We start from the raw sequence: 18,723 nt of genomic DNA on the forward strand, positions 1-18,723 counted from the left end.
CGTTGCCGGTGGTCGAAAGCGTACGCGTGGCACCGCCTTCGCCGGTAATCGTCAGTGTAGAAATCGTGACGTCATTGGTGACACCGATGGTCTTGACCAGGTTGGTGCCAGTCACGACGAAGGCATGGGTGGTGCCGTTATAAGTCGCTGACGTGATCGTTGGTGCTGCGATATTCGAGACGGTCACGGCATTGCCTGTCAGATCGGCACCTGAGGTGGTGGTTTGATCCCAGTTGGCAGCAGCAGCGAGGTTGAAGGCGGTACCGCCTGCGGCAGTCGAGCCATTTTTGTTCAATATGCCATTGATATGGATACGGTCTGCGGGATCTAGTGTGACCGTGAATGATGTGGCGCCAGTCGCGGTGACATTACCTGTATTAGCCAACGTGTAGGAGCCGCCTTCTCCAGTCAGTGACAATTTACTGACATCAATGGTGTCACCACCGAAGATGTTGGCGACAGAAACTGACAAAATACCGGTGCTGGCGTCATACGTAGAACTGAGTATGCTAGGTGCAGCATTGGAGACAGTAATGCCATTGCCAGTCAGGTCGGCAATATTGCCGCCAGTGATGACGCTGTTCCAGTCGTCGGCTGCAGCAACATTGTAGACGGTAGCACTGCTGGCCGATGAGGTGCCATTCTTGTTGAGCAAGGAACTTACACCAGCAATGTCGGCACCAGTCAGGGTAATGATAAAACTGGTGTCGCTGGCAATTTCGGCATTAGCCGTCGTCGACAGAGTATATGTTGCACCGCCTTCGCCTGTAATCGTCAGTTTGCTGATGGTAATGTCATTGGTACCACCGAGCGTATTGACCAGGTTGGTGCCGGTGACTGTCAGCATATTGGTAGCGCCATTAAATGTTGCGGACGTGATCGTTGGGGCGGCGACATTGGAGACGGTGACCGCATTGCCGGTCAGGTCGGCTGGTGCACTTGTCATCCAGCTAGTCGCTGCTGCCAGGTTGAAGGTAGTAGCATCAACAGCTGAAACACCATTCTTATTCAAAATGCCATTGACATTAAGCTTGTCAGTAGCATTGAGTGTAAAACTGATCGTTGTCGCGCTGCTGGCGGTCACGCCAGGTGTAGTGGTCAGCGTATAAGAGCCGCCCTGTCCATTGAGCGACAGTTTGGTGACATCAACTGCACCACCATTGATGATATCCACACCGGTAATGGTCAGCGCACCTGTACTGGCATCATAGACAGCACTGGTGATAGATGCCGGTGGCACTGCAGAGGTAAATGTCCAGGTCGAGGTTGATGAAATACCGTTGAAAGTCTTGTTCGCGCCATCTTTAAAAGCACCACTGTCAATCAGGACATAATATCCTGTGGTACCAGCAAAATTGGCTGTGGGGTTGATGGTGACCTTGCTGTTGGCACCACCGGTACCGCTACTGAAAGTCACCTTGCTAATGTCTGTCGCAGCAATGGTTTCCAGTATCGCGTTATCAGACTGTCGGTAGATAACGATATTCTTGGCAGCAACGGCAGTAACAGCCTCACCAAAGTCTATGACCAGATCGTAATTGACAGGGACATCAACGACGCCATTGGCGGGTGACATAATACCGCTGAAATTGAAACTGCCATTGTCGCTGGATTCGAAAGCACCAATGTCGGTCGAACCGCCGCGGCCAAAACCACGGGCATCTGTTACCGGTGCACCAGTTGACGTACCGGCGTTGATGGCATTGCTGCCCGCCAGGATGGCAATGGTCTGTACTGCACCACCATTATTGGCCAGAGTACCCAGGGCACTGCCGAGCGTAGTGATAGTACCCGTCGTGGTATTGCTACCGCTGCCAGTAGTTCCTACCGTGCTGATGATCAGGTTATTGCTTCCTGTCAGCGAGGTCAATGTCCCGATAAAAACATCGTCGTCATCAGAAAGATTATTGGTGCTGCTATTGTTGGCGATGATAGAATTTTTAACCGTCAGCGTACCGCTATTTTGGGTCAAATAAAGGCCACCACCACCAATGGCCGCGCCATTCCCGCCAACAAATGAGTTGCCGACGATAGTCGAGTTCGTCAGTGTTTTTGCGCCTGTACCTGAGAGACTGATCCCGCCGCCGCCGCCGCTATTGTCGCCAGCCTTACCGGCTGAGTTACCTGCAATAGTCAGGTTTGTTAGTGTCGCTGCGGTACCGGCAGCAACGGAAATGCCGCCGCCATAACGACCATTGCTGGCAACATTGCCACTGATAGTAGTATTAGAGATTGTGACATTCGCCGCCTTGACATAGGCACCACCACCGTTACCAGATGAGTACGTGGCAGTCGCCGTATTATTGGCAATGGTAGTATTGCTGATACTGACAGTTGCTCCTGAATCATAGAATACCAATCCAGCACCCTTGCTCGTAGAATTGTTATTCCTTATGGCCACGTGATCAATTGTCAATGAGCCTGAGTACATCATGGCGATCGCGCCATACCCGCCGCTTGCATTGGACAAGGTCATGCCAGAGATACTAAGTGCTGAAGTATTGAGCGAGCCATAACTGGCCACAGAGGTAAAAATTGGCGAGCTATTATTGCCGCTGATGGTCAGCAGGTTTTCACCCGCGCCTACGATGGTCAGCGCATCACCATTATTTGTTGAATCTACATTGATTGCGCCGGAAGTCAGTGTCAGCGTTGCCGCGCCACTGGCAAACAGGGCAGGATCAAAAACAATAGTGTCAGCAGAACCGTCACCTATAGTCGCAGCTACCGCAGCCCGCAAAGATCCCGCACCACTGTCATTCAGGTTGGTAACCTTGATGGTTGCCAGATCATACTGATAATGCTGGGCCGCGATTGCTGTGGTTTCTACCGCACCGCTATGGTATTCCAGTACCCAGTCACCATGCGCCCCGGTGTCATTGGTCGATGCGGCGACATCTGTGCCAGTCGCTTTGGCCAATTCATTCACAAAATGGGCACCAGCATCACCTTTGGCGACATCGCAGCCATACAGCAAAATATCCGCCCCAGGTGCCATTGCCTTTTTTATGGTCGCCAGACTGGCCTGATAGTCTGTCAGATTATAAGAAGACAGCATGGTATTGCCGACTACCAGGTAACCTTCGCCACCATGCGAAACAACATGAACAGCAGTGATATCCGCCTTACCCTGCAAAGCATCAGCCATTTGCTGCACACCGTTCTTGAGCGGATCAAGCGTAATGACTTCAGTGCCTGGTTTGAGGTTACCAATCAGGCTTTGCCAGTTTTGCAGCGTAGTGTCTACAAACACTACTTCATGTGCAGCACTAACGACCGGAGCAGGGGCAACAGTTATTGCGGGTAACGACTGTATATGCAAAACAGCGTCCGGTGCCAGGCTGGACGAAAAACTGGAAGATGAATTTACATCAGGATTGGCAGTGTTGAGGGGATTAGTCGGTGTCATCTTCAGTTTTCAGTAGAATTTGGAACAAATTTGGCGGTAATTACATTGGCGCGGCTACCTGTCGTATCTTTCCAGAACGATAGCTGGCTGTATTGCTGAAACAGATCAGGGGGCAGTATGGTGTCGCGAGCCTGGAAGCTGACTTCTGGCCTCACCTTGTGCAAGCCACGCATGCCCAGTGGTGCATCAAATTCTGGCGCGTCATACTGGATATTCAGGAAATCATGCTCAAACGGTTCGGCACCGATAAAGTCATAAATCAAAGGCAGCACTTTTTGCGGCGCTTGCGCCAGCAAGTCGTAATCAATGAGCAGCATGGAGCCAGCATGTTCGCTATAGAAAGCGCTCTTCAGCGCAGCCCAAGGGTAGCCCACCATGCGGTTGCGCTGCGCCAAAGTCTCTACCCTGCTATAGACCGTAGCACGCTCATTGTCGTCATTGAAGAGACGGGTTATTTCATAAGGATCAGACGCATATTTGCGTTCTATGCTATCCATGACCCAGGCGACATTACGTACACAGGCAATCACTTTGGAATCGGGAAACTGGTCCATCAACATCGGCAGATGGGCCGTCCACATGCGGTTGGTATCAAACACCACGCTTTTATCAGTGTGCTCAGCATAATAAGAATCGAACAGACCTCGTACCAGACGCTTGCGCTCGGCCTTGGTAATGACCGGACCAAATTCCGTGCCAGCACCAAACTGATGCAACATGCTGGTATATAAAGTACCGACGGGGCTGGTCATTCCGGCATGAAAGCGCGGATTTTGCAGTAACAAAGCTGCCAGCAAAGTAGAACCTGAGCGTGGCAGGCCAGAGATGAAATGGTAGATGGGTGTTGTCATTATTTATGGCAGGCAAAACTAAAACTACGTAGATGGAGTTCTCTCTAAAACAGAGCAAACTATCGAATTGAGGCTACACGATAGAAATGCATCGCTAAATGTCATTCAATTGCTTTTCAATCACTCACCCTGCTAACAGTTTCAAAGTGCGCTTTGATGAAAAGATAGACAAAAGGCAAAACAATACCTGAGAAGACGGTAAATATTTATTTTTAGCAAAAAGCAAAATGTTAAACATAGTTAAACTCAGTTTTTATTTCCTTGCTGCATCAAATTTACCGACACTTCTTTCGTTTTGAGCAAAAAGACTCCCTTAAAACAGAAATTCAGCCTCAAAAAAAATCGTATATCTAATGCAAGGAGCGGAGTTATAGCACAGCAAAATTGGAAAAACGGCAAAAAAATACCCGCCTTTTAAGACGGGTATTTCAAGAAATTGTATATCTTTACTTCAGCGAGCCAGCTTTAATTGCTGCTTGTAGTTGTTCCAGATCAGACATGAGGCTTGATCGTCTCCAGCCATTTTTTCATGCGGTCTGCATCAGCCAGACGTGAATATTTACCCTTGGAGTCAAGGAAAACCATGACGATATTGCGACCTTCAATGATGGCTTGCATGACCAGGCAGCGGCCAGCTTCGGCAATATAACCAGTTTTTTGTAAACCAATTTCCCATGCAGGGTTGATGACCAGTTTGTTGGAAGTACCGTATTCCAGGTTTTTTCCACCAGGTGCGACGACATATTTTGAATCGGTGGAGTACTGTCTGATCACAGGATGTTGATAAGCCGCATTCACCAGTTTGACCAAATCTCTTGCACTGGCGCGGTTCTGGCTGGAGAGGCCGCTGGAATCAACATAATGCGTATCCGACATGCCCAATTGCTTGGCTTTGGTATTCATGGCCGTGACGAACGCAGGCAAGCCGCCAGGATAACTACGTCCCAGTGCTGAAGCAGCACGATTTTCTGAGCTCATCAAAGCGATGTGCAACATGTCAGAGCGTGAGAGTTTGGCACCTATCTTCAAACGGGAACTGGTGTTTTTTTCCTTGTCGATGTCGTCATTCGTCACTTCTATCTGCTCATCCATGTCCTGGTGGGCTTCCACCACAACCAGGCTGGTCATCAGTTTGGTAATCGAGGCGATGGGCAGGGAGACTTCGGAATTTTTTTCAAACAAAACCTTGGAGCTGTCCTGATCAACCACGTAGGCCACATTCGACTTCAGATCCAAAGGGTCTTGCGTATTTTTCAAGCCGGCACTATCACCCATACTTGGCCTGTCAGGCACTTCACGCACCAGTGCCACACGTTCAGTAATCACCTTGCGCTTGCCATGTACCATGACGGTACGCTTGACCAGTGTGCCTGATGCAGTATGAATAACAATTTTTTTGTGCGTAGCCACATGCGTCTTGCCGTGAGCCGCATGTTTTTTGGAAGAATTTTTGTGTGAGTTTGTGGCAGCCAACACACTAGCCACGGGCAAGAGCGCGATTAATGAGAAAACCACTGCACATCGGGCAAATTTCACCATTAATGACTCCAGATCAGATATGCCAAAAAGATAGTGCAGTGTAGCAAAATTCGGAAATTCCGCAAGGAAAATAAGGAGTTAGCGAAGCTTATTCATTAGGTGTATTAGACTAAGTTGCAAAAACATTCTGACTTTTAAACAAATTTCACAATTCAATTTCCAGAAATATTCAATTATCTTTTCTAATCGATAAAACGAACAAAGTCTGCCAGGCTGGCCCTTTCAGTCACCAGGGTATTTTCAATCTTGCTGTGATCCGCATAACCTAGTGACATACCGCACACCAGCATTTCATCCTCCGGTAGTTGTAATTGCTGGAAGATGATTTTGTGATACTGGGTAAATGCTGCCTGTGGACATGTATCAAGGCCACGACCACGTGCGGCGACCATGATGCTTTGCAAAAACATGCCGTAGTCCAGCCAGGAGCCTTGCTCCATCACTCTGTCTATCGTGAAGATGAAACCAACAGGCGCATTAAAAAATGCGTAATTGCGGCCATGCTGTGCATGCATGCCCGTCTTGTTCTCGCGCCCCAGACCTAGCAGCGCATACAAGTCCCATCCCACTTTGCGGCGGCGCTCCAGATAAGGCGTTACCCATTTGACCGGGTAATAATTATATTCTTGCTCATGTCCGCCCTGCCCCTCGCTGTTATGCGCCGCCAGGATGGCACGTGACAGTGCTTGCAGTTTCTCCCCTGTCAGCACATATACCTTCCATGGCTGGGTATTACTGCCTGAAGGAGAACGAGCCGCCACTTCCAGTATTTGTTGAATATCTTCGCGGGCCACCGGCGTTGGCAAGAATGCGCGTATGGAGCGACGTGACGTGATGGCTTCATCCACCACTTGCTGTGCAGTTGAATTGATCATGCGGATCATGCCTCTATGGTTTGCAAAAGCTGGCGCATGGCCGTCGGGATGGTGGTTGGACGACGATTTTCCCTGTCTACATAAACGTGAACGAAATGCCCCTGGGCAGCCGCATTGTCTTCACCATTCTTGAAAATGCCTACTTCATAGCGAACGCTGGAATTACCCAGCTTGCTGACAGTGACGCCAGCCTCGACCACATCAGGAAAAGCCACCGAAGCCAGATAATTACACTGAGTTTCTATGACCAGACCAATGACAGGGCTGTTCTCTATGTCCAGCACCCCATTGGTGATCAAAAACTGGTTCACGACCGTATCGAACCAACTGTAATACACGACGTTATTAACATGCCCATAAGCATCGTTGTCCATCCAGCGAGTGGTAATCGCATGAAAATGCTTAAAATCTTTTCTGGTTTTTGCTTGTATCGCCATCGTCTGCCACCCTACCATGATTAGAAAATGAATTGCCCGAGCGCAAGTCTCAACACGAAAGTCTAACATAGGCAACACACTTCATTTTCTGGTCATAATTGCCATACATAATTGCCGCAGGAAAAATGTTTTCAATAAATTCTATTTTCCTGTTTGCGTTTTTGTAAAAAAGTATTTTGAAATGCATAATTATTATATTGCGGCGCACAAATTTATCTTGACTTCATTTTGTGAATCAATAGAATATGGCTTATTGCATCGCACAATTTCATGGTTTATTAATTAAGTGCAGCGCTGCAACATTCCACTTAGCAATCGCCAGGTTTCTTGTATTCCACTTTCCTACTTAGGAGATGTCCATGTTTACTGCACCAGAACAAATTTCCGCAGCAACTAAAGCCAATTTCGATGCACAACTTGCTCTGTTCACTACATTGACAGGCAAAGCGTTTGAAGGCGTAGAAAAATTCATCGAACTGAATTTGAATGCCGTCAAATCCTCTTTGGAAGAAAGCTCTGCTGCAACCAAGCAATTGCTGGCTGCCAAAGACCCGCAAGAATTTTTCAATCTGTCCGCAGCCCAGGCACAACCTACTGCTGAAAAAGTATTGGCTTACAGCCGTCACCTGGCCAATATCACTTCCAGCACACAAGCAGAATTTACGCATGCTGCTGAAGCACAAATTGCAGAAACCAATCGCAAAGTTTTGTCTTTGATCGACGAAGTATCTAAAAATGCTCCTGCTGGTTCCGAGCAGTTTGTTTCCTTCTTCAAAACATCGATAGATAATGCAAATGCTGGCTACGATCACATCAGCAAAACAACCAAGCAAGCTGTTGAAGCGCTGGAAGCCAATCTGAACAATGCGGTCTCGACTGCAACTAAAGCTGCCACACCAAAAGCTGCAAAGAAGTAAACAAGAGTTAAGCCAAGTTAAGTAAGTTGCCGCAGGGCACTCCCATCCTGCAGCAATAGGCGCTGGTAAGCAAAAGCCCCGGAACATACCGGGGCTTTTGCTTTGTTACATATACGGCTTATGCAAACATGGCAACGACTTTCATCGCCGTCTGCCAGACCCCCCATCCCAGCGGGATGCAGGCCAGAGCCCAGTAAAAAATCACTTTTCCAGTCATGCTGGGATCAATATGCTTGTTCGTATCTTCCATGCTTACTCCTGATCTGAATTATTCTGATAGTCTATTAAGTTGCCAATTGCGCTGAGGTTTCAGGATTGAAATTTGATACTGGAGCCTTTACAAAAAGGTTCAAGGCAAATTCAGCGACCAGCAAACCACCCAGCACATAAACAACTGTCGAATAGGCAGCAGCGTCTGCCAACCCCTGGTTTTTCACCAGGTAATCGCGCCCTGCATTGACTACCAGTGGACCAATTACACCAGCCATGGACCACGCCGTCAGTAAACGGCCATGAATTGCGCCGACCTCTTTTTTGCCGAACATATCAGCCAGGTATGCGGGAATAGTGGCGAAGCCAGCGCCGTAGAAACTCATTACCAGGGCAAACAGGGCAACAAACAACAGCATATTACCGCTGGCTGCCGCACCAGGAATCGCCCAATAAGCAAGAGCACCGATACCAGAATACATGGCATATGCCCATTTACGCCCTATCTTGTCGGAGAAACTTGACCAGATAAAACGCCCGGCCATATTGCATAACGAGAGCAAGCCGACAAAGCCAGCTGCCGCTGTGACAGAAATACCAACCATCTTCTGCGCCATCAATGAAGCCTGTCCGAGTATGCCTATACCTGCAGAGACATTGAGCAACAATATCCCCCACAATAACCAAAACTGTGGTTTGCGTATGGCTTGTGCAACAGAAAAATCACCCGCACCTTGCGCGGCAATATGCGCAGCTTCTGTCTTGCTGGGTACCCAGCCGGCAGGTTGATAGCCAGCAAACGGCAAGCGGGCTATCCTGACAGCCGCAAGCTGAAAGCACAAATACAAGACCGCCATGCTAATAAAGGTGGCCGGAATACCGCCATATAGTGAACCCTCACTGAAATATTTCATCAGATTCACTGCTAATGGCGATCCCACCAATGCACCACCGCCAAACCCCATAATGGCCAAGCCAGTAGCCATGCCACGCTTGTCAGGGAACCATTTGATCAGGGTGGAAACTGGTGAAATATAGCCTATACCCAAGCCTGTACCACCAATCACGCCATAACCAAGAATAACGATGGGCAAAGAACCAATAACGACGCCCAATGCAGAAACCAGAAAGCCTGAAAAAAAACATAGCGCCGATGCCAGCATGGCCTTACGCGGCCCTACACGTTCAACCCACTTACCAAATACCGCAGCTGACAAACCCAAAAAAATGATGGCAACAGAAAAGATCCAACCCACACTGGTCAGACTTGATCCCAGTACCTTGACCAGCGGCCCATTGAATACAGAAAAACCATACGCCTGGCCAAGTGGAAAATGTATCAGTAATGCCGCAGCAGCCATCAGCCAGCGGCTATAGCCAGGTGCAGCAATCGCGGCATCTTTACTCAATGCCGTCTGCAATTTATTCGCAAGCCCCATATATATATTCCTTTGTTGTTTTATATAAACTATTAAACCAGAATGAAATATATCTTGATCTATATCAAGATCAAGTAAAAAAACATGTGCTTGCAAAAAATAGTGTGGCAATTACATTGAGATACTTAGATTCACGGCAATTTTTTGACAAAAGCATGCTTCCTGGCAGGCAAGAAAAACACTTTTCAGTAAGCCCCTGTAAGCGCCACCATCATCAAAGTCCAGCAATTGATCAGGCTTTCAAGGAGCAGATTGCTTGCCTGATGCTTCCCAGGGTAGTGAGCGCGTCAGCAAGACATTCAAGAGATTATCCTGAAAATTGATGTTATTCGTCAGTTGCACATGGTTCTCACACAAGAAGAACCAGTAGGCAATCGGGATGAAACTGTCCTCGCTTTGTTCAGCCGATGGGTCCAGGGTTTCCCTCGCCAGAAGAGATGGTTTGGTAACCCGGCCATCGCCTGGCTCCAGCATCAGCTCTTCATAACGCACACCGGCAACTGGTTTGCGTATATGTGCCGGGTCCAGTCTGGTCAGTAATTGCTCTCCTTCTTTTTCCAGCATCAGGCGGGCCGGTGTCAAACTGCAGTCGCCGCCAAACAAGACATAGCGTATCGGTGTCTCTGGTTCTGGCGTAGACAATGCCCACATGAAGCGGCGGGCACGTTCCAGCCGGTAAGCAAAGAAACGCTCCAGATCTTTTTGAGGCATACCTGCCATGGCCGTTCCCTGCCCCTGGATGCGTGCTTGTATTTCAGGATTGAAAAGGCTCCAGCGATAACGTTGCCAGGTCGCCATATCGAACAGATTATCGCCAAGGATATTGCCGTTCGCGTCGATCAGCCATGTCACCAGGGGATGAGGGAATAATTGGTAACCACTGGGCATGGTCGCCAGCACTTCCGGCGGGATACGTCCAAGGCCTATCGGCTCTCCACTCAGAAAGGCATGCAAGGACGAGGCCGAACCCAGATTGGGTGTACCAAGCAACACCAGCTTGCGTACCCGCGTTGTACCATACAATGTCACCTGTTCATGTTCGCCACTGAGTACGTCGGCGATGCCATAGCGCAGATAATAGCGCGCAACCAGTCCGCCCATACTGTGAGCAACCAGATCAACCCGCAATTGGGGATTGGCATAATCACGTCGCACCTGATTGATCAAGGCTTCCAAGGCCAGGGCATGACCACTGTTATCTTGCCTGAAGTCATAGGGAAACAGGTAGTAGCGGCGCTCACCCTTGCGGACTGGGGTACCTGGCACTCCTTTTACATAACCACCAAATTTCTCCAGGGTGCTGATGATGGGGCCGTAAATATCCTGACCAAGCACCTTGTCAGCAACATCAAAAGCTTCCAGGTCATCAGGCAATACTTGCAAAGTTTGCGGGTCAAATTTCAATGCCAGTTGGCGATAGTCGCCAAACAATATATCTGTAGTGGAACCGGGCCAGACTTCTTTGCCCGTATGGCGATTGCGTAGCTTCGAGCCAAACAATCCCGGGATAAGAATCACAGGTGTGTTATCTGACGCCTGATCACTGAGTCGGTACAGGCGCGATAAATCAGGTCTGGGAGCAGATGCGCAGGACAATAATAAGCCACACAATAACAGGCAACTAAAAATGGCAAGGCATGGGGAATAAGATAAACCCAAACCTAAGCTGAACAAGCGCTTGAGCTGATTTGACATCTGCTTACTCCTCGCTGGAATCATGCATGCTGCGATCTGATTTTCTCTTGCCTTCCTGATTGTAAATGACATCTGTCGCTGCGAGATCGATGAATGATGATGGATGAGCAAAAAAATAGACAAAAAAATACCTGCAATCGCTTGCAGGTATTTGAAATGCCCTGGCGCAGTCACACTGAGCAGAGGGCTTACCTTACTTCGTAAATCGCGTAAATCGTATCAGCCTTCACCCAGATAAGCTGCCTGGACTTTAGGATCATTCAGCATGTCCTTGGCGTCGCCACTCATGGTGATGGCGCCAGAATCCATGACGTAACCACGATGGGCTGCCTGCAAAGCCAGCTTGGCGTTTTGCTCAACCAGCAGGATGGTAATACCCTGGGCTGACACATTACGCACAACTTCAAAAATCTTTTCCACCATGATAGGTGACAAGCCCATGGACGGTTCATCCAGCAACAACAAGTTAGGATGACTCATCAAGGCACGTGCCATGGCCAGCATCTGCTGCTCACCACCGGACAAGGTACCTGCCAATTGAGCCGAACGCTCTTTCAGGCGCGGGAAAATTGAAAACCATTTTTCAACGTCAGCATTGATACCCGCTTTATCGTTGCGGATATAGGCACCCATCATCAGGTTTTCCAGAATCGTCATGCGGGTGAAAACACCACGGCCTTCTGGCACCATGGCCAGATGATTTTTCACCATCTCGAAAGAGTTGACGTTACGGATGGATGCACCCAGGTAGACGATTTCGCCTTCGACCTTGCTGGCTGGCAGCGTGCCAGTGATGGCTTTCAACGTCGTAGTTTTGCCCGCACCGTTGGCGCCAATCAGGGTAATCAATTCACCCTTGTTGACTTCCAGGTCTATCCCTTTAACGGCCTTGATGCCGCCGTAAGCAACTTTAAGATTGCTTATCTTTAATACGTTCTCAGCCATTAGTGACCACCTCCCAAATACGCTTCGATAACTGCCGGATTTTTCTGTATGTCTGCTGGCAAACCTTCTGCAATCGGTTTGCCGTAATCCAGAACAGTCATCCTGTCACATAATCCCATCATCAATTTGACGTCATGCTCAATCAACAAAATCGTCTTGCCTTCTGCCTTGATCTTGACCAGCAACTCACGCAGTGCAAGTTTTTCAGTCGCATTCATACCAGCGGCAGGTTCATCCAGTGCCAGCAATTTAGGGTCAGTTGCCAGGGCGCGGGCAATTTCCAGACGGCGTTGATCGCCATAAGACAAGAACTTGGATGTGCGGCTGGCAAACTGGCCTATACCGACAAAATCCAGCAACTCTTGTGCGCGCTTGCGAATATCCAATTCTTCTTTACGTGCAGCAGGATGGCGAAATACCGCGCCGAACACACCCTGATGGGTACGGATATGGCGGCCCACCATGACGTTTTCCAGCGCAGTCATTTCGCCAAACAGGCGGATGTTCTGGAAAGTCCTGGCGATACCTGCCTTGGCTACTTCATGCGGTGCCGACGGCGAATAAGGCTTGCCATCAAGTTCAAAAGTGCCAGTGTCAGGCTGGTACAAGCCGGTAATGACATTGAAAAAAGTTGTTTTACCTGCGCCGTTTGGGCCTATCAGGCCATAAATCTGGCCTTTCTTGATATTAATGCCGACATTCGACAGCGCCTGCAAGCCGCCAAAACGTTTATTGGCGCCTTCGATTTTTAAGATAGTCTGTTCAGTCATCTTGATCTTCCTTAAGCTGCCGCTTCGTTAGTCTTGGCCATACGATCTTCATGCTTCGGTGCAGGCCACAAGCCGGCAGGACGATTAAGCATGATGGCAACCATGGCGAAGCCGTACAACAACTGACGCAATACTTCAGCTTCGATCCAGACTTTACCGAAAATCAGGTTTTGTACTGGTTCAACCACGTGACGCAATACTTCTGGCAACGCAGCCAGTAATACAGCACCCAGAATAACCCCGGGGATATGACCAATACCGCCCAGTACCACCATCGCCAGAATCACAATGGATTCCATCAGCGAGAAAGATTCTGGAGAAACAAAGCCCTGGAAACTGGCAAACATCGCACCAGAAACACCACCGAAAGAAGCCCCCATGGAAAACGCCAGCAATTTGACGTTACGAGTATTGATACCCATGGCCTTTGCTGCAATTTCATCTTCACGTATCGCTACCCAGGCACGGCCCAGACGCGAATCTTGCAAACGCAGCGAGACGATGACAATCGCGATACACAGGAACAAGAACAGGAAGTAGTATGCATTCACCGAAGGCATGCTCATGCCTAGGAAACGTACTGTCGCATTCGAACCTTCTTCACCGCCCAGCGATACACCAAAGATGCGGATAGGATCGATCATGTTGATCCCTTGAGGGCCGTTCGTGAAATTGATCGGTGCATTCATGTTGTTCATGAAAATACGGATAATTTCACCAAAACCCAGGGTCACAATCGCCAGATAATCGCCACGCAGTTTCAATGTTGGTGCGCCCAGCAAGGCACCAAACATGCCTGCCACCGCTGCCGCAAACGGCACGATGATCCAGACTGACAAGTGAATACCGTTCTTGGTAATTTCAGGGCCGCACACGGCGACCAGGAAATCACCCACTACCGGATAATTATTGACGAAAGATTCAAGGATAGTCGCGAACTGCTGCGAACCAAAAATCGCGGCCAGATAAGCGCCGACAGCATAGAAAGCGATATAACCCAGATCCAGCAGACCGGCAAAACCGACCACGATATTCAGACCCAGCGCCAGCATGATATACAACAGCGCGAAGTCAATAATCCTGACCCAGGAGTTACCGAAATTAGAAGCCACGAAGGGGAACAAGACCATGACTATGCCCAGCACAGCAAAGCTGGCATAGGCTTTGGTCGGATTAGCTTTTACATCAAATATGGTTGACATTGATTTTCTCCTTACGCACGGTCAGCAACACGCTCACCCATGATGCCGGATGGACGCAAGGTCAGTACGATGATCAAAACGACGAAAGCAAAAATATCCTGATAGTGACTACCTAACACACCACCAGTCAGGTCACCGATATAACCGGCACCCAGACTTTCAATCAGACCCAGCACGATACCGCCTACCATCGCACCATAAATATTACCAATACCACCCAGGACCGCTGCCGAGAAAGCTTTCAGGCCAGGCACAAAGCCCATGGCAAACTGTGCGGATGAATAGTTGGCTGCCCACATCACACCAGCAATCGCAGCCAGTGCAGCGCCAATCGCAAAGGTAGCGACGATGACTTTGTTGGAATCGACACCCATCAAACCGGCAACACGTGGATTTTCCGCCGTGGCACGCATGGCCCTGCCCATTTTGGTTTTTTCAACCAGCAAGACCAGGCCAACCATCGCCAGTGTCGCCAATACCAGCAAGACGATCTGGGTTTGGGAGATCACCGCACCGCCGATTTGCACGGGGATGAAGGACATCACGGAAGGGAAAGAGATAGGACTGCGACCCCAGAGCATCATGGCGAAAGTCTGCACCAGGATGGACACACCGATCGCGGTGATCAAGGGGGCCAGGCGTGGTGCATTCCGTAATCGTCGGTAAGCGACGCGTTCTATCAATAGATTCACTGCGATACAAACCGGGATAGCTCCCAGAATCGCGATGATGAGTTTGACGATGCCTGGCAAATCAGGGGCAACTACTTGCAATACTTTGATGATACTCAGGCCTGCCATCGCACCAACCATCAGTACGTCGCCATGCGCGAAGTTAATCAGATTCAGTACACCATAGACCATGGTGTAACCGAGTGCGACCAGAGCATACATGCTGCCCAGCACCAGACCGTTAATAATTTGTTGGATAAAGGTATCCATATTTTGCTTCTCACTTTAAGAACGAAACGAATTTCTGAAAAAACCAGGAGATGAACTGCTTGCCATCTTGCCACCGGAAAGAATCAGGTAACAACAGGCAGGTTTCAGCAAAAATCATTCCTGATAAGGAAAGCGGCACCCTGTCTGGGTGCCGCCGGAATTCGAACGCGCGTTAGCCAAACAGGCGCGTCATCAAAGTAGAAGCAGTAATGGCGTAATTGATACACATAGTAGAACTCTCCTCAGCAACTTTTGGTAAAAGTTTTTGTAATATATTTTGACTTAAAGGTTATCCCAGTAAAGTCGGCGGGATTATACATAGTTTGTCTCTTCTTCCAGTGGTAAAAAAGCCACCGCAAGCTACGTACTTTCCACAAGTGCCGAATACCAGCATACACGTTTTGCCAAATCCGGCAAATACCGAACTTGATTGTGCCGCAATCTTAAACACGTATTTGCAAAATAAAATATCGAAAACAACAGCCAAAACAAATTTTTAATCAAATTCACTTACTTAAGAGAGTTACAAGCATCATATCTTTGCTGCGGATAGTCCTTTGGGCATGGGGAAAGTCACTGCCTCTTCCACGCCATCGAGCGCCCTTACACTGCGTGCGCCAAGTTGGCGCAAACTGCTGATCACTTCCTGCACCAGTACTTCTGGTGCAGAAGCACCAGCTGTCACGCCGATACGCAGGCAATTTTCCAGCCATTCAGGTTTGATCTGACTGGCATTGTCGACCATATAGGCAGTCACACCTTTCTTCTCTGCGACTTCACGCAAACGGTTTGAGTTGGAACTGTTCGGGCTACCGACCACCAATACCAGGTCCACTTGCGGTGCCATGAACTTCACAGCTTCCTGACGATTGGTAGTGGCGTAGCAAATGTCGCCCTTTTTTGGTTCACTGATCAAGGGAAAGCGCTTTTTCAAAGCATCTATAATTTCTGCCGTGTCGTCAACAGACAAAGTCGTTTGCGATACAAAGGCCAGCATTTCTTTATTATTGACTTGCAGATTGGCCACATCTGCGACAGTTTCAACCAAATACATGCCCGCTTCAGACTGACCCATGGTTCCCTCAACTTCAGGGTGACCGTGGTGGCCTATCATGATGATCTCGCGCCCTTCCTTGCGCATCTTGGCGACTTCTATGTGTACCTTGGTAACCAATGGGCAAGTTGCATCAAAAATGGTCAGCCCTCTGGACTCTGCTTCCTGACGCACGCTTTGTGAAACCCCATGCGCAGAAAATATCAGAGTATTACCGGCAGGGACATCGTCAAGCTCTTCAATGAAGATGGCACCTTTCTTTTTCAGGTCATTGACGACATAGGCGTTATGCACAATTTCATGCCTGACATAAATCGGCGCACCGAATTGTTGCAATGCACGCTCAACGATTTCGATGGCACGGTCAACGCCTGCACAAAATCCGCGTGGTTGGGCTAATAAAATTTCTTTGTCCATAAGCTTTGATTAAAGAATCCCGATAATTTTTGTTTCAAACAGCACGGTTTGCCCGGCAAGGGGATGATTAAAATCAAACAAGGCACCCTCGTCATCCAGTGCACGCAAGATGCCGGCAAACTTGCCACCAGCAGGTGCGGCAAATTCAACCAGATCACCAATCACATATTGCTCGCCAAAAGCGGAGTTTTCTTTTAGTGTAGCCAGCGACACTCTTTGTATCAAATCGGGATTGCGCGGGCCAAAGGCTTTTTCTGGTGCCAGTTCCTGGGTGGTATGAGAGCCTTCTTCCAGACCCAGCAAAGATGCCTCCAGTTCAGGGGCCAGTTGCCCGGTGCCCAGTTGCAGGGTTGCAGGGCGTTCTTTGAAGGTACTGAGTATATCTTCACCATCCAGCGTCGCAAGGCGATAATGCAGGGTCAGATAGGCGTCGGGTGTCACGGTAGGGATAGCATTTGCAGACATGGTATGAAGCTAAAAGTAATAGGCTGAGAATTTGATATTGTAAGCCAGCTTTAACTTATTAAGAGGTAAGGACCGCATTCTATGGAGAAAACTTAGATGGCAATCAAGGAATGGCCGGAAGACCAGCGCCCACGTGAACGACTGATCAAGCATGGAGCCAGCGCTTTATCGGACGCTGAATTACTGGCGGTCTTTCTCCGGGTCGGTGTCAAGGGCAAAAGCGCAGTCGACCTGGGGCGCGACATGATCAAGCACTTTGGCTCTCTCTCAGGCCTATTTGCTGCCAATATCAAGGATTTTTCTTCCATACACGGACTGGGTGCAGCCAAGTATGCGCAATTACAAGCCGTGCTGGAACTGGCCAAACGGGCAATTTCCGAGCAATTGGAAGAGAATGCTTCACTCTCGTCTCCCCAGGCCGTCAAAAATTACCTGCAACTGATGATAGGAAATAAACCACATGAATCTTTTGCCATTCTTTATCTGGATGTCAAAAACCGCCTGATCAAGGCTGAAGAGTTGTTTCGCGGCACATTGAACCACGCGAGCGTTTATCCGCGTGAGGTGGTCAAATCAGCCTTGCATCAAAATGCTGCCGCCATCATCCTGGCCCACAATCACCCTTCTGGCTCATGTGAACCTAGTCAGGCAGATATCAGTCTCACTCAAACCCTAAAGCAAGCTTTGGCACTCGTAGATGTGCGCATACTGGATCATTTCATCGTTGCCAATCCGAATGTGTACTCTTTCGCAGAACATGGCCTGATGTGATTATTTCCCTCTCACCTGTGGCATTTTGCATAGGTGTCAAATATGTTGACGCGAATCTGGCCTAGCGTAAACCACGGTTGATATCCTTGTTTACTCGGTCTAAAACCAGGAAAATCGAATTGTTAAATCAATTTTTTAAATAAGACACACTTGTTTTTCGCAAGTCGTTGATATTTCATGAGATTTTGTTTATACTTGCGTTTTTCCAATTTCGGAATCGTCTAAGGAGTTAAACATGGCACGTGTCTGCCAAGTGACTGGGAAGGGGCCAATGGTTGGCAACAACGTTTCCCACGCTAACAACAAAACAAAACGCCGCTTTTTGCCTAATCTGCAAAATCGTCGCTTTTTCGTAGAATCAGAAAACCGTTGGGTTTCTCTGCGCTTGTCCAATGCTGGTCTGCGCGTCATCGACAAAATTGGCATCGATGCCGTTTTGACTGACATGCGTGCTCGCGGCGAAAAAGTTTAAGCTAAACTATTGTTAGGAAAATATCATGGCTAAATCTGGTCGCGACAAAATCAAGCTGGAATCGACTGCTGGTACAGGTCACTTCTATACAACCTCCAAAAACAAGCGCACTATGCCTGAAAAAATGGAAATCATGAAGTTCGATCCTAAAGCACGTAAGCACGTCATCTACAAAGAAACCAAAATCAAGTAATTCTGATTTCCGTTCTGTAGAAAAAAAACCCTGCACTGCAGGGTTTTTTTATTTGCGCTGCCTTTTCCCACCATCATTAATTGCGAATGGCATATTTCAAAGCCACCCCTCCAATATATCT

Annotated in this window: 18 protein-coding genes; 4 read left to right on the forward strand and 14 right to left on the reverse strand. The window is 48.6% G+C overall.

The annotated features are described in order from the left end of the window. From ACO0LD_RS27475 to ACO0LD_RS27495, 5 genes are all read right to left on the reverse strand, one after another. Nucleotides 1–3,409: DUF4347 domain-containing protein (locus ACO0LD_RS27475; RefSeq protein ID WP_423011968.1), on the reverse strand; the 3,409-nt coding region annotated here is incomplete at its 3' end. Nucleotides 3,410–3,411: 2 nt separating this feature from the next. Then, entirely contained in the window at nt 3,412–4,260 is an 849-nt protein-coding gene (locus ACO0LD_RS27480; RefSeq protein WP_423011970.1) for a sulfotransferase, read from the reverse strand. Between the two features lie 492 nt (nt 4,261–4,752). Continuing rightward, nucleotides 4,753–5,799, reverse strand: a complete 1,047-nt coding sequence (gene pbpG / locus ACO0LD_RS27485; RefSeq protein WP_423011972.1) for a D-alanyl-D-alanine endopeptidase — start codon at nt 5,797–5,799, stop codon at nt 4,753–4,755. Nucleotides 5,800–5,981: 182 nt separating this feature from the next. Further along, nucleotides 5,982–6,674: a nitroreductase gene (locus tag ACO0LD_RS27490; protein WP_423011974.1), complete on the reverse strand. Its 693-nt coding sequence runs from the start codon at nt 6,672–6,674 to the stop codon at nt 5,982–5,984. Between the two features lie 5 nt (nt 6,675–6,679). Continuing rightward, complete coding sequence (locus ACO0LD_RS27495; protein WP_423011976.1) at nt 6,680–7,111, reverse strand: acyl-CoA thioesterase; 432 nt, start codon at nt 7,109–7,111, stop codon at nt 6,680–6,682. A gap of 359 nt (nt 7,112–7,470) precedes the next feature. Between ACO0LD_RS27495 and ACO0LD_RS27500 the strand changes: the two genes are divergently transcribed. Next, nucleotides 7,471–8,028 carry a phasin family protein gene (locus ACO0LD_RS27500; RefSeq protein WP_423011978.1) on the forward strand — a complete coding sequence of 186 codons (558 nt, stop codon included), beginning with the start codon at nt 7,471–7,473 and terminating at the stop codon, nt 8,026–8,028. A 118-nt stretch (nt 8,029–8,146) separates the two neighbouring features. Here ACO0LD_RS27500 and ACO0LD_RS27505 read toward each other — a convergent pair whose 3' ends face one another. From ACO0LD_RS27505 to ACO0LD_RS27545, 9 genes are all read right to left on the reverse strand, one after another. Beyond that, complete coding sequence (locus tag ACO0LD_RS27505; protein ID WP_423011980.1) at nt 8,147–8,278, reverse strand: MFS transporter small subunit; 132 nt, start codon at nt 8,276–8,278, stop codon at nt 8,147–8,149. A 34-nt stretch (nt 8,279–8,312) separates the two neighbouring features. After that, a complete protein-coding gene (locus tag ACO0LD_RS27510; protein WP_423011982.1) occupies nt 8,313–9,677 on the reverse strand; it encodes an OFA family MFS transporter in 1,365 nt (454 codons plus the stop codon). A gap of 240 nt (nt 9,678–9,917) precedes the next feature. After that, complete coding sequence (locus ACO0LD_RS27515) at nt 9,918–11,372, reverse strand: lipase/acyltransferase domain-containing protein (RefSeq protein ID WP_423011984.1); 1,455 nt, start codon at nt 11,370–11,372, stop codon at nt 9,918–9,920. A gap of 219 nt (nt 11,373–11,591) precedes the next feature. Then, the gene (locus ACO0LD_RS27520; protein ID WP_423011986.1) at nt 11,592–12,317 is read right to left on the reverse strand and encodes an ABC transporter ATP-binding protein; all 726 of its coding nucleotides are present in this window, start codon (nt 12,315–12,317) and stop codon (nt 11,592–11,594) included. Further along, nucleotides 12,317–13,087 (reverse strand): ABC transporter ATP-binding protein, encoded by a 771-nt coding sequence (locus ACO0LD_RS27525; RefSeq protein ID WP_423011988.1) that lies wholly within the window; start codon nt 13,085–13,087, stop codon nt 12,317–12,319. Before ACO0LD_RS27525 ends, ACO0LD_RS27520 begins: the two co-directional genes overlap by 1 nt. Before the next feature lie 11 nt (nt 13,088–13,098). Next, on the reverse strand, nt 13,099–14,289 hold the full coding sequence (locus ACO0LD_RS27530) for an ABC transporter permease subunit (RefSeq protein WP_423011990.1): 1,191 nt from the start codon (nt 14,287–14,289) through the stop codon (nt 13,099–13,101). A gap of 11 nt (nt 14,290–14,300) precedes the next feature. Further along, nucleotides 14,301–15,230 (reverse strand): branched-chain amino acid ABC transporter permease, encoded by a 930-nt coding sequence (locus tag ACO0LD_RS27535; protein WP_423011992.1) that lies wholly within the window; start codon nt 15,228–15,230, stop codon nt 14,301–14,303. A 532-nt stretch (nt 15,231–15,762) separates the two neighbouring features. Then, the gene (gene ispH / locus ACO0LD_RS27540) at nt 15,763–16,701 is read right to left on the reverse strand and encodes a 4-hydroxy-3-methylbut-2-enyl diphosphate reductase (RefSeq protein ID WP_423011994.1); all 939 of its coding nucleotides are present in this window, start codon (nt 16,699–16,701) and stop codon (nt 15,763–15,765) included. A gap of 9 nt (nt 16,702–16,710) precedes the next feature. After that, entirely contained in the window at nt 16,711–17,166 is a 456-nt protein-coding gene (locus tag ACO0LD_RS27545; protein WP_423011996.1) for an FKBP-type peptidyl-prolyl cis-trans isomerase, read from the reverse strand. Between the two features lie 96 nt (nt 17,167–17,262). On the opposite strand from ACO0LD_RS27545, the gene radC reads away from it, so the two are divergent. The 3 genes from radC (at nt 17,263) to rpmG (ending at nt 18,602) form a co-directional block, all read left to right on the forward strand. Further along, nucleotides 17,263–17,937 carry a RadC family protein gene (gene radC, locus ACO0LD_RS27550; RefSeq protein ID WP_423011998.1) on the forward strand — a complete coding sequence of 225 codons (675 nt, stop codon included), beginning with the start codon at nt 17,263–17,265 and terminating at the stop codon, nt 17,935–17,937. A gap of 235 nt (nt 17,938–18,172) precedes the next feature. Then, nucleotides 18,173–18,409, forward strand: a complete 237-nt coding sequence (gene rpmB / locus ACO0LD_RS27555; protein ID WP_110257749.1) for a 50S ribosomal protein L28 — start codon at nt 18,173–18,175, stop codon at nt 18,407–18,409. Nucleotides 18,410–18,434: 25 nt separating this feature from the next. Beyond that, the gene (rpmG, locus tag ACO0LD_RS27560) at nt 18,435–18,602 is read left to right on the forward strand and encodes a 50S ribosomal protein L33 (RefSeq protein WP_110257750.1); all 168 of its coding nucleotides are present in this window, start codon (nt 18,435–18,437) and stop codon (nt 18,600–18,602) included. Nucleotides 18,603–18,723 lie beyond the last annotated feature (121 nt).

Source organism: Undibacterium sp. Ji83W (assembly GCF_049340385.1).
Lineage (GTDB): Bacteria > Pseudomonadota > Gammaproteobacteria > Burkholderiales > Burkholderiaceae_D > Undibacterium.

What these genes read in the sequence shown, in the direction of transcription:
- ACO0LD_RS27480 (WP_423011970.1), bottom strand. Translation starts at nt 4,260, where the DNA reads ATGACAACACCCATCTACCATTTCATCTCTGGCCTGCCACGCTCAGGT.
- pbpG (WP_423011972.1), bottom strand. Translation starts at nt 5,799, where the DNA reads ATGGTGAAATTTGCCCGATGTGCAGTGGTTTTCTCATTAATCGCGCTC.
- ACO0LD_RS27490 (WP_423011974.1), bottom strand. Translation starts at nt 6,674, where the DNA reads ATGATCAATTCAACTGCACAGCAAGTGGTGGATGAAGCCATCACGTCA.
- ACO0LD_RS27495 (WP_423011976.1), bottom strand. Translation starts at nt 7,111, where the DNA reads ATGGCGATACAAGCAAAAACCAGAAAAGATTTTAAGCATTTTCATGCG.
- ACO0LD_RS27500 (WP_423011978.1), top strand. Translation starts at nt 7,471, where the DNA reads ATGTTTACTGCACCAGAACAAATTTCCGCAGCAACTAAAGCCAATTTC.
- ACO0LD_RS27505 (WP_423011980.1), bottom strand. Translation starts at nt 8,278, where the DNA reads ATGGAAGATACGAACAAGCATATTGATCCCAGCATGACTGGAAAAGTG.
- ACO0LD_RS27510 (WP_423011982.1), bottom strand. Translation starts at nt 9,677, where the DNA reads ATGGGGCTTGCGAATAAATTGCAGACGGCATTGAGTAAAGATGCCGCG.
- ACO0LD_RS27515 (WP_423011984.1), bottom strand. Translation starts at nt 11,372, where the DNA reads ATGTCAAATCAGCTCAAGCGCTTGTTCAGCTTAGGTTTGGGTTTATCT.
- ACO0LD_RS27520 (WP_423011986.1), bottom strand. Translation starts at nt 12,317, where the DNA reads ATGGCTGAGAACGTATTAAAGATAAGCAATCTTAAAGTTGCTTACGGC.
- ACO0LD_RS27525 (WP_423011988.1), bottom strand. Translation starts at nt 13,087, where the DNA reads ATGACTGAACAGACTATCTTAAAAATCGAAGGCGCCAATAAACGTTTT.
- ACO0LD_RS27530 (WP_423011990.1), bottom strand. Translation starts at nt 14,289, where the DNA reads ATGTCAACCATATTTGATGTAAAAGCTAATCCGACCAAAGCCTATGCC.
- ACO0LD_RS27535 (WP_423011992.1), bottom strand. Translation starts at nt 15,230, where the DNA reads ATGGATACCTTTATCCAACAAATTATTAACGGTCTGGTGCTGGGCAGC.
- ispH (WP_423011994.1), bottom strand. Translation starts at nt 16,701, where the DNA reads ATGGACAAAGAAATTTTATTAGCCCAACCACGCGGATTTTGTGCAGGC.
- ACO0LD_RS27545 (WP_423011996.1), bottom strand. Translation starts at nt 17,166, where the DNA reads ATGTCTGCAAATGCTATCCCTACCGTGACACCCGACGCCTATCTGACC.
- radC (WP_423011998.1), top strand. Translation starts at nt 17,263, where the DNA reads ATGGCAATCAAGGAATGGCCGGAAGACCAGCGCCCACGTGAACGACTG.
- rpmB (WP_110257749.1), top strand. Translation starts at nt 18,173, where the DNA reads ATGGCACGTGTCTGCCAAGTGACTGGGAAGGGGCCAATGGTTGGCAAC.
- rpmG (WP_110257750.1), top strand. Translation starts at nt 18,435, where the DNA reads ATGGCTAAATCTGGTCGCGACAAAATCAAGCTGGAATCGACTGCTGGT.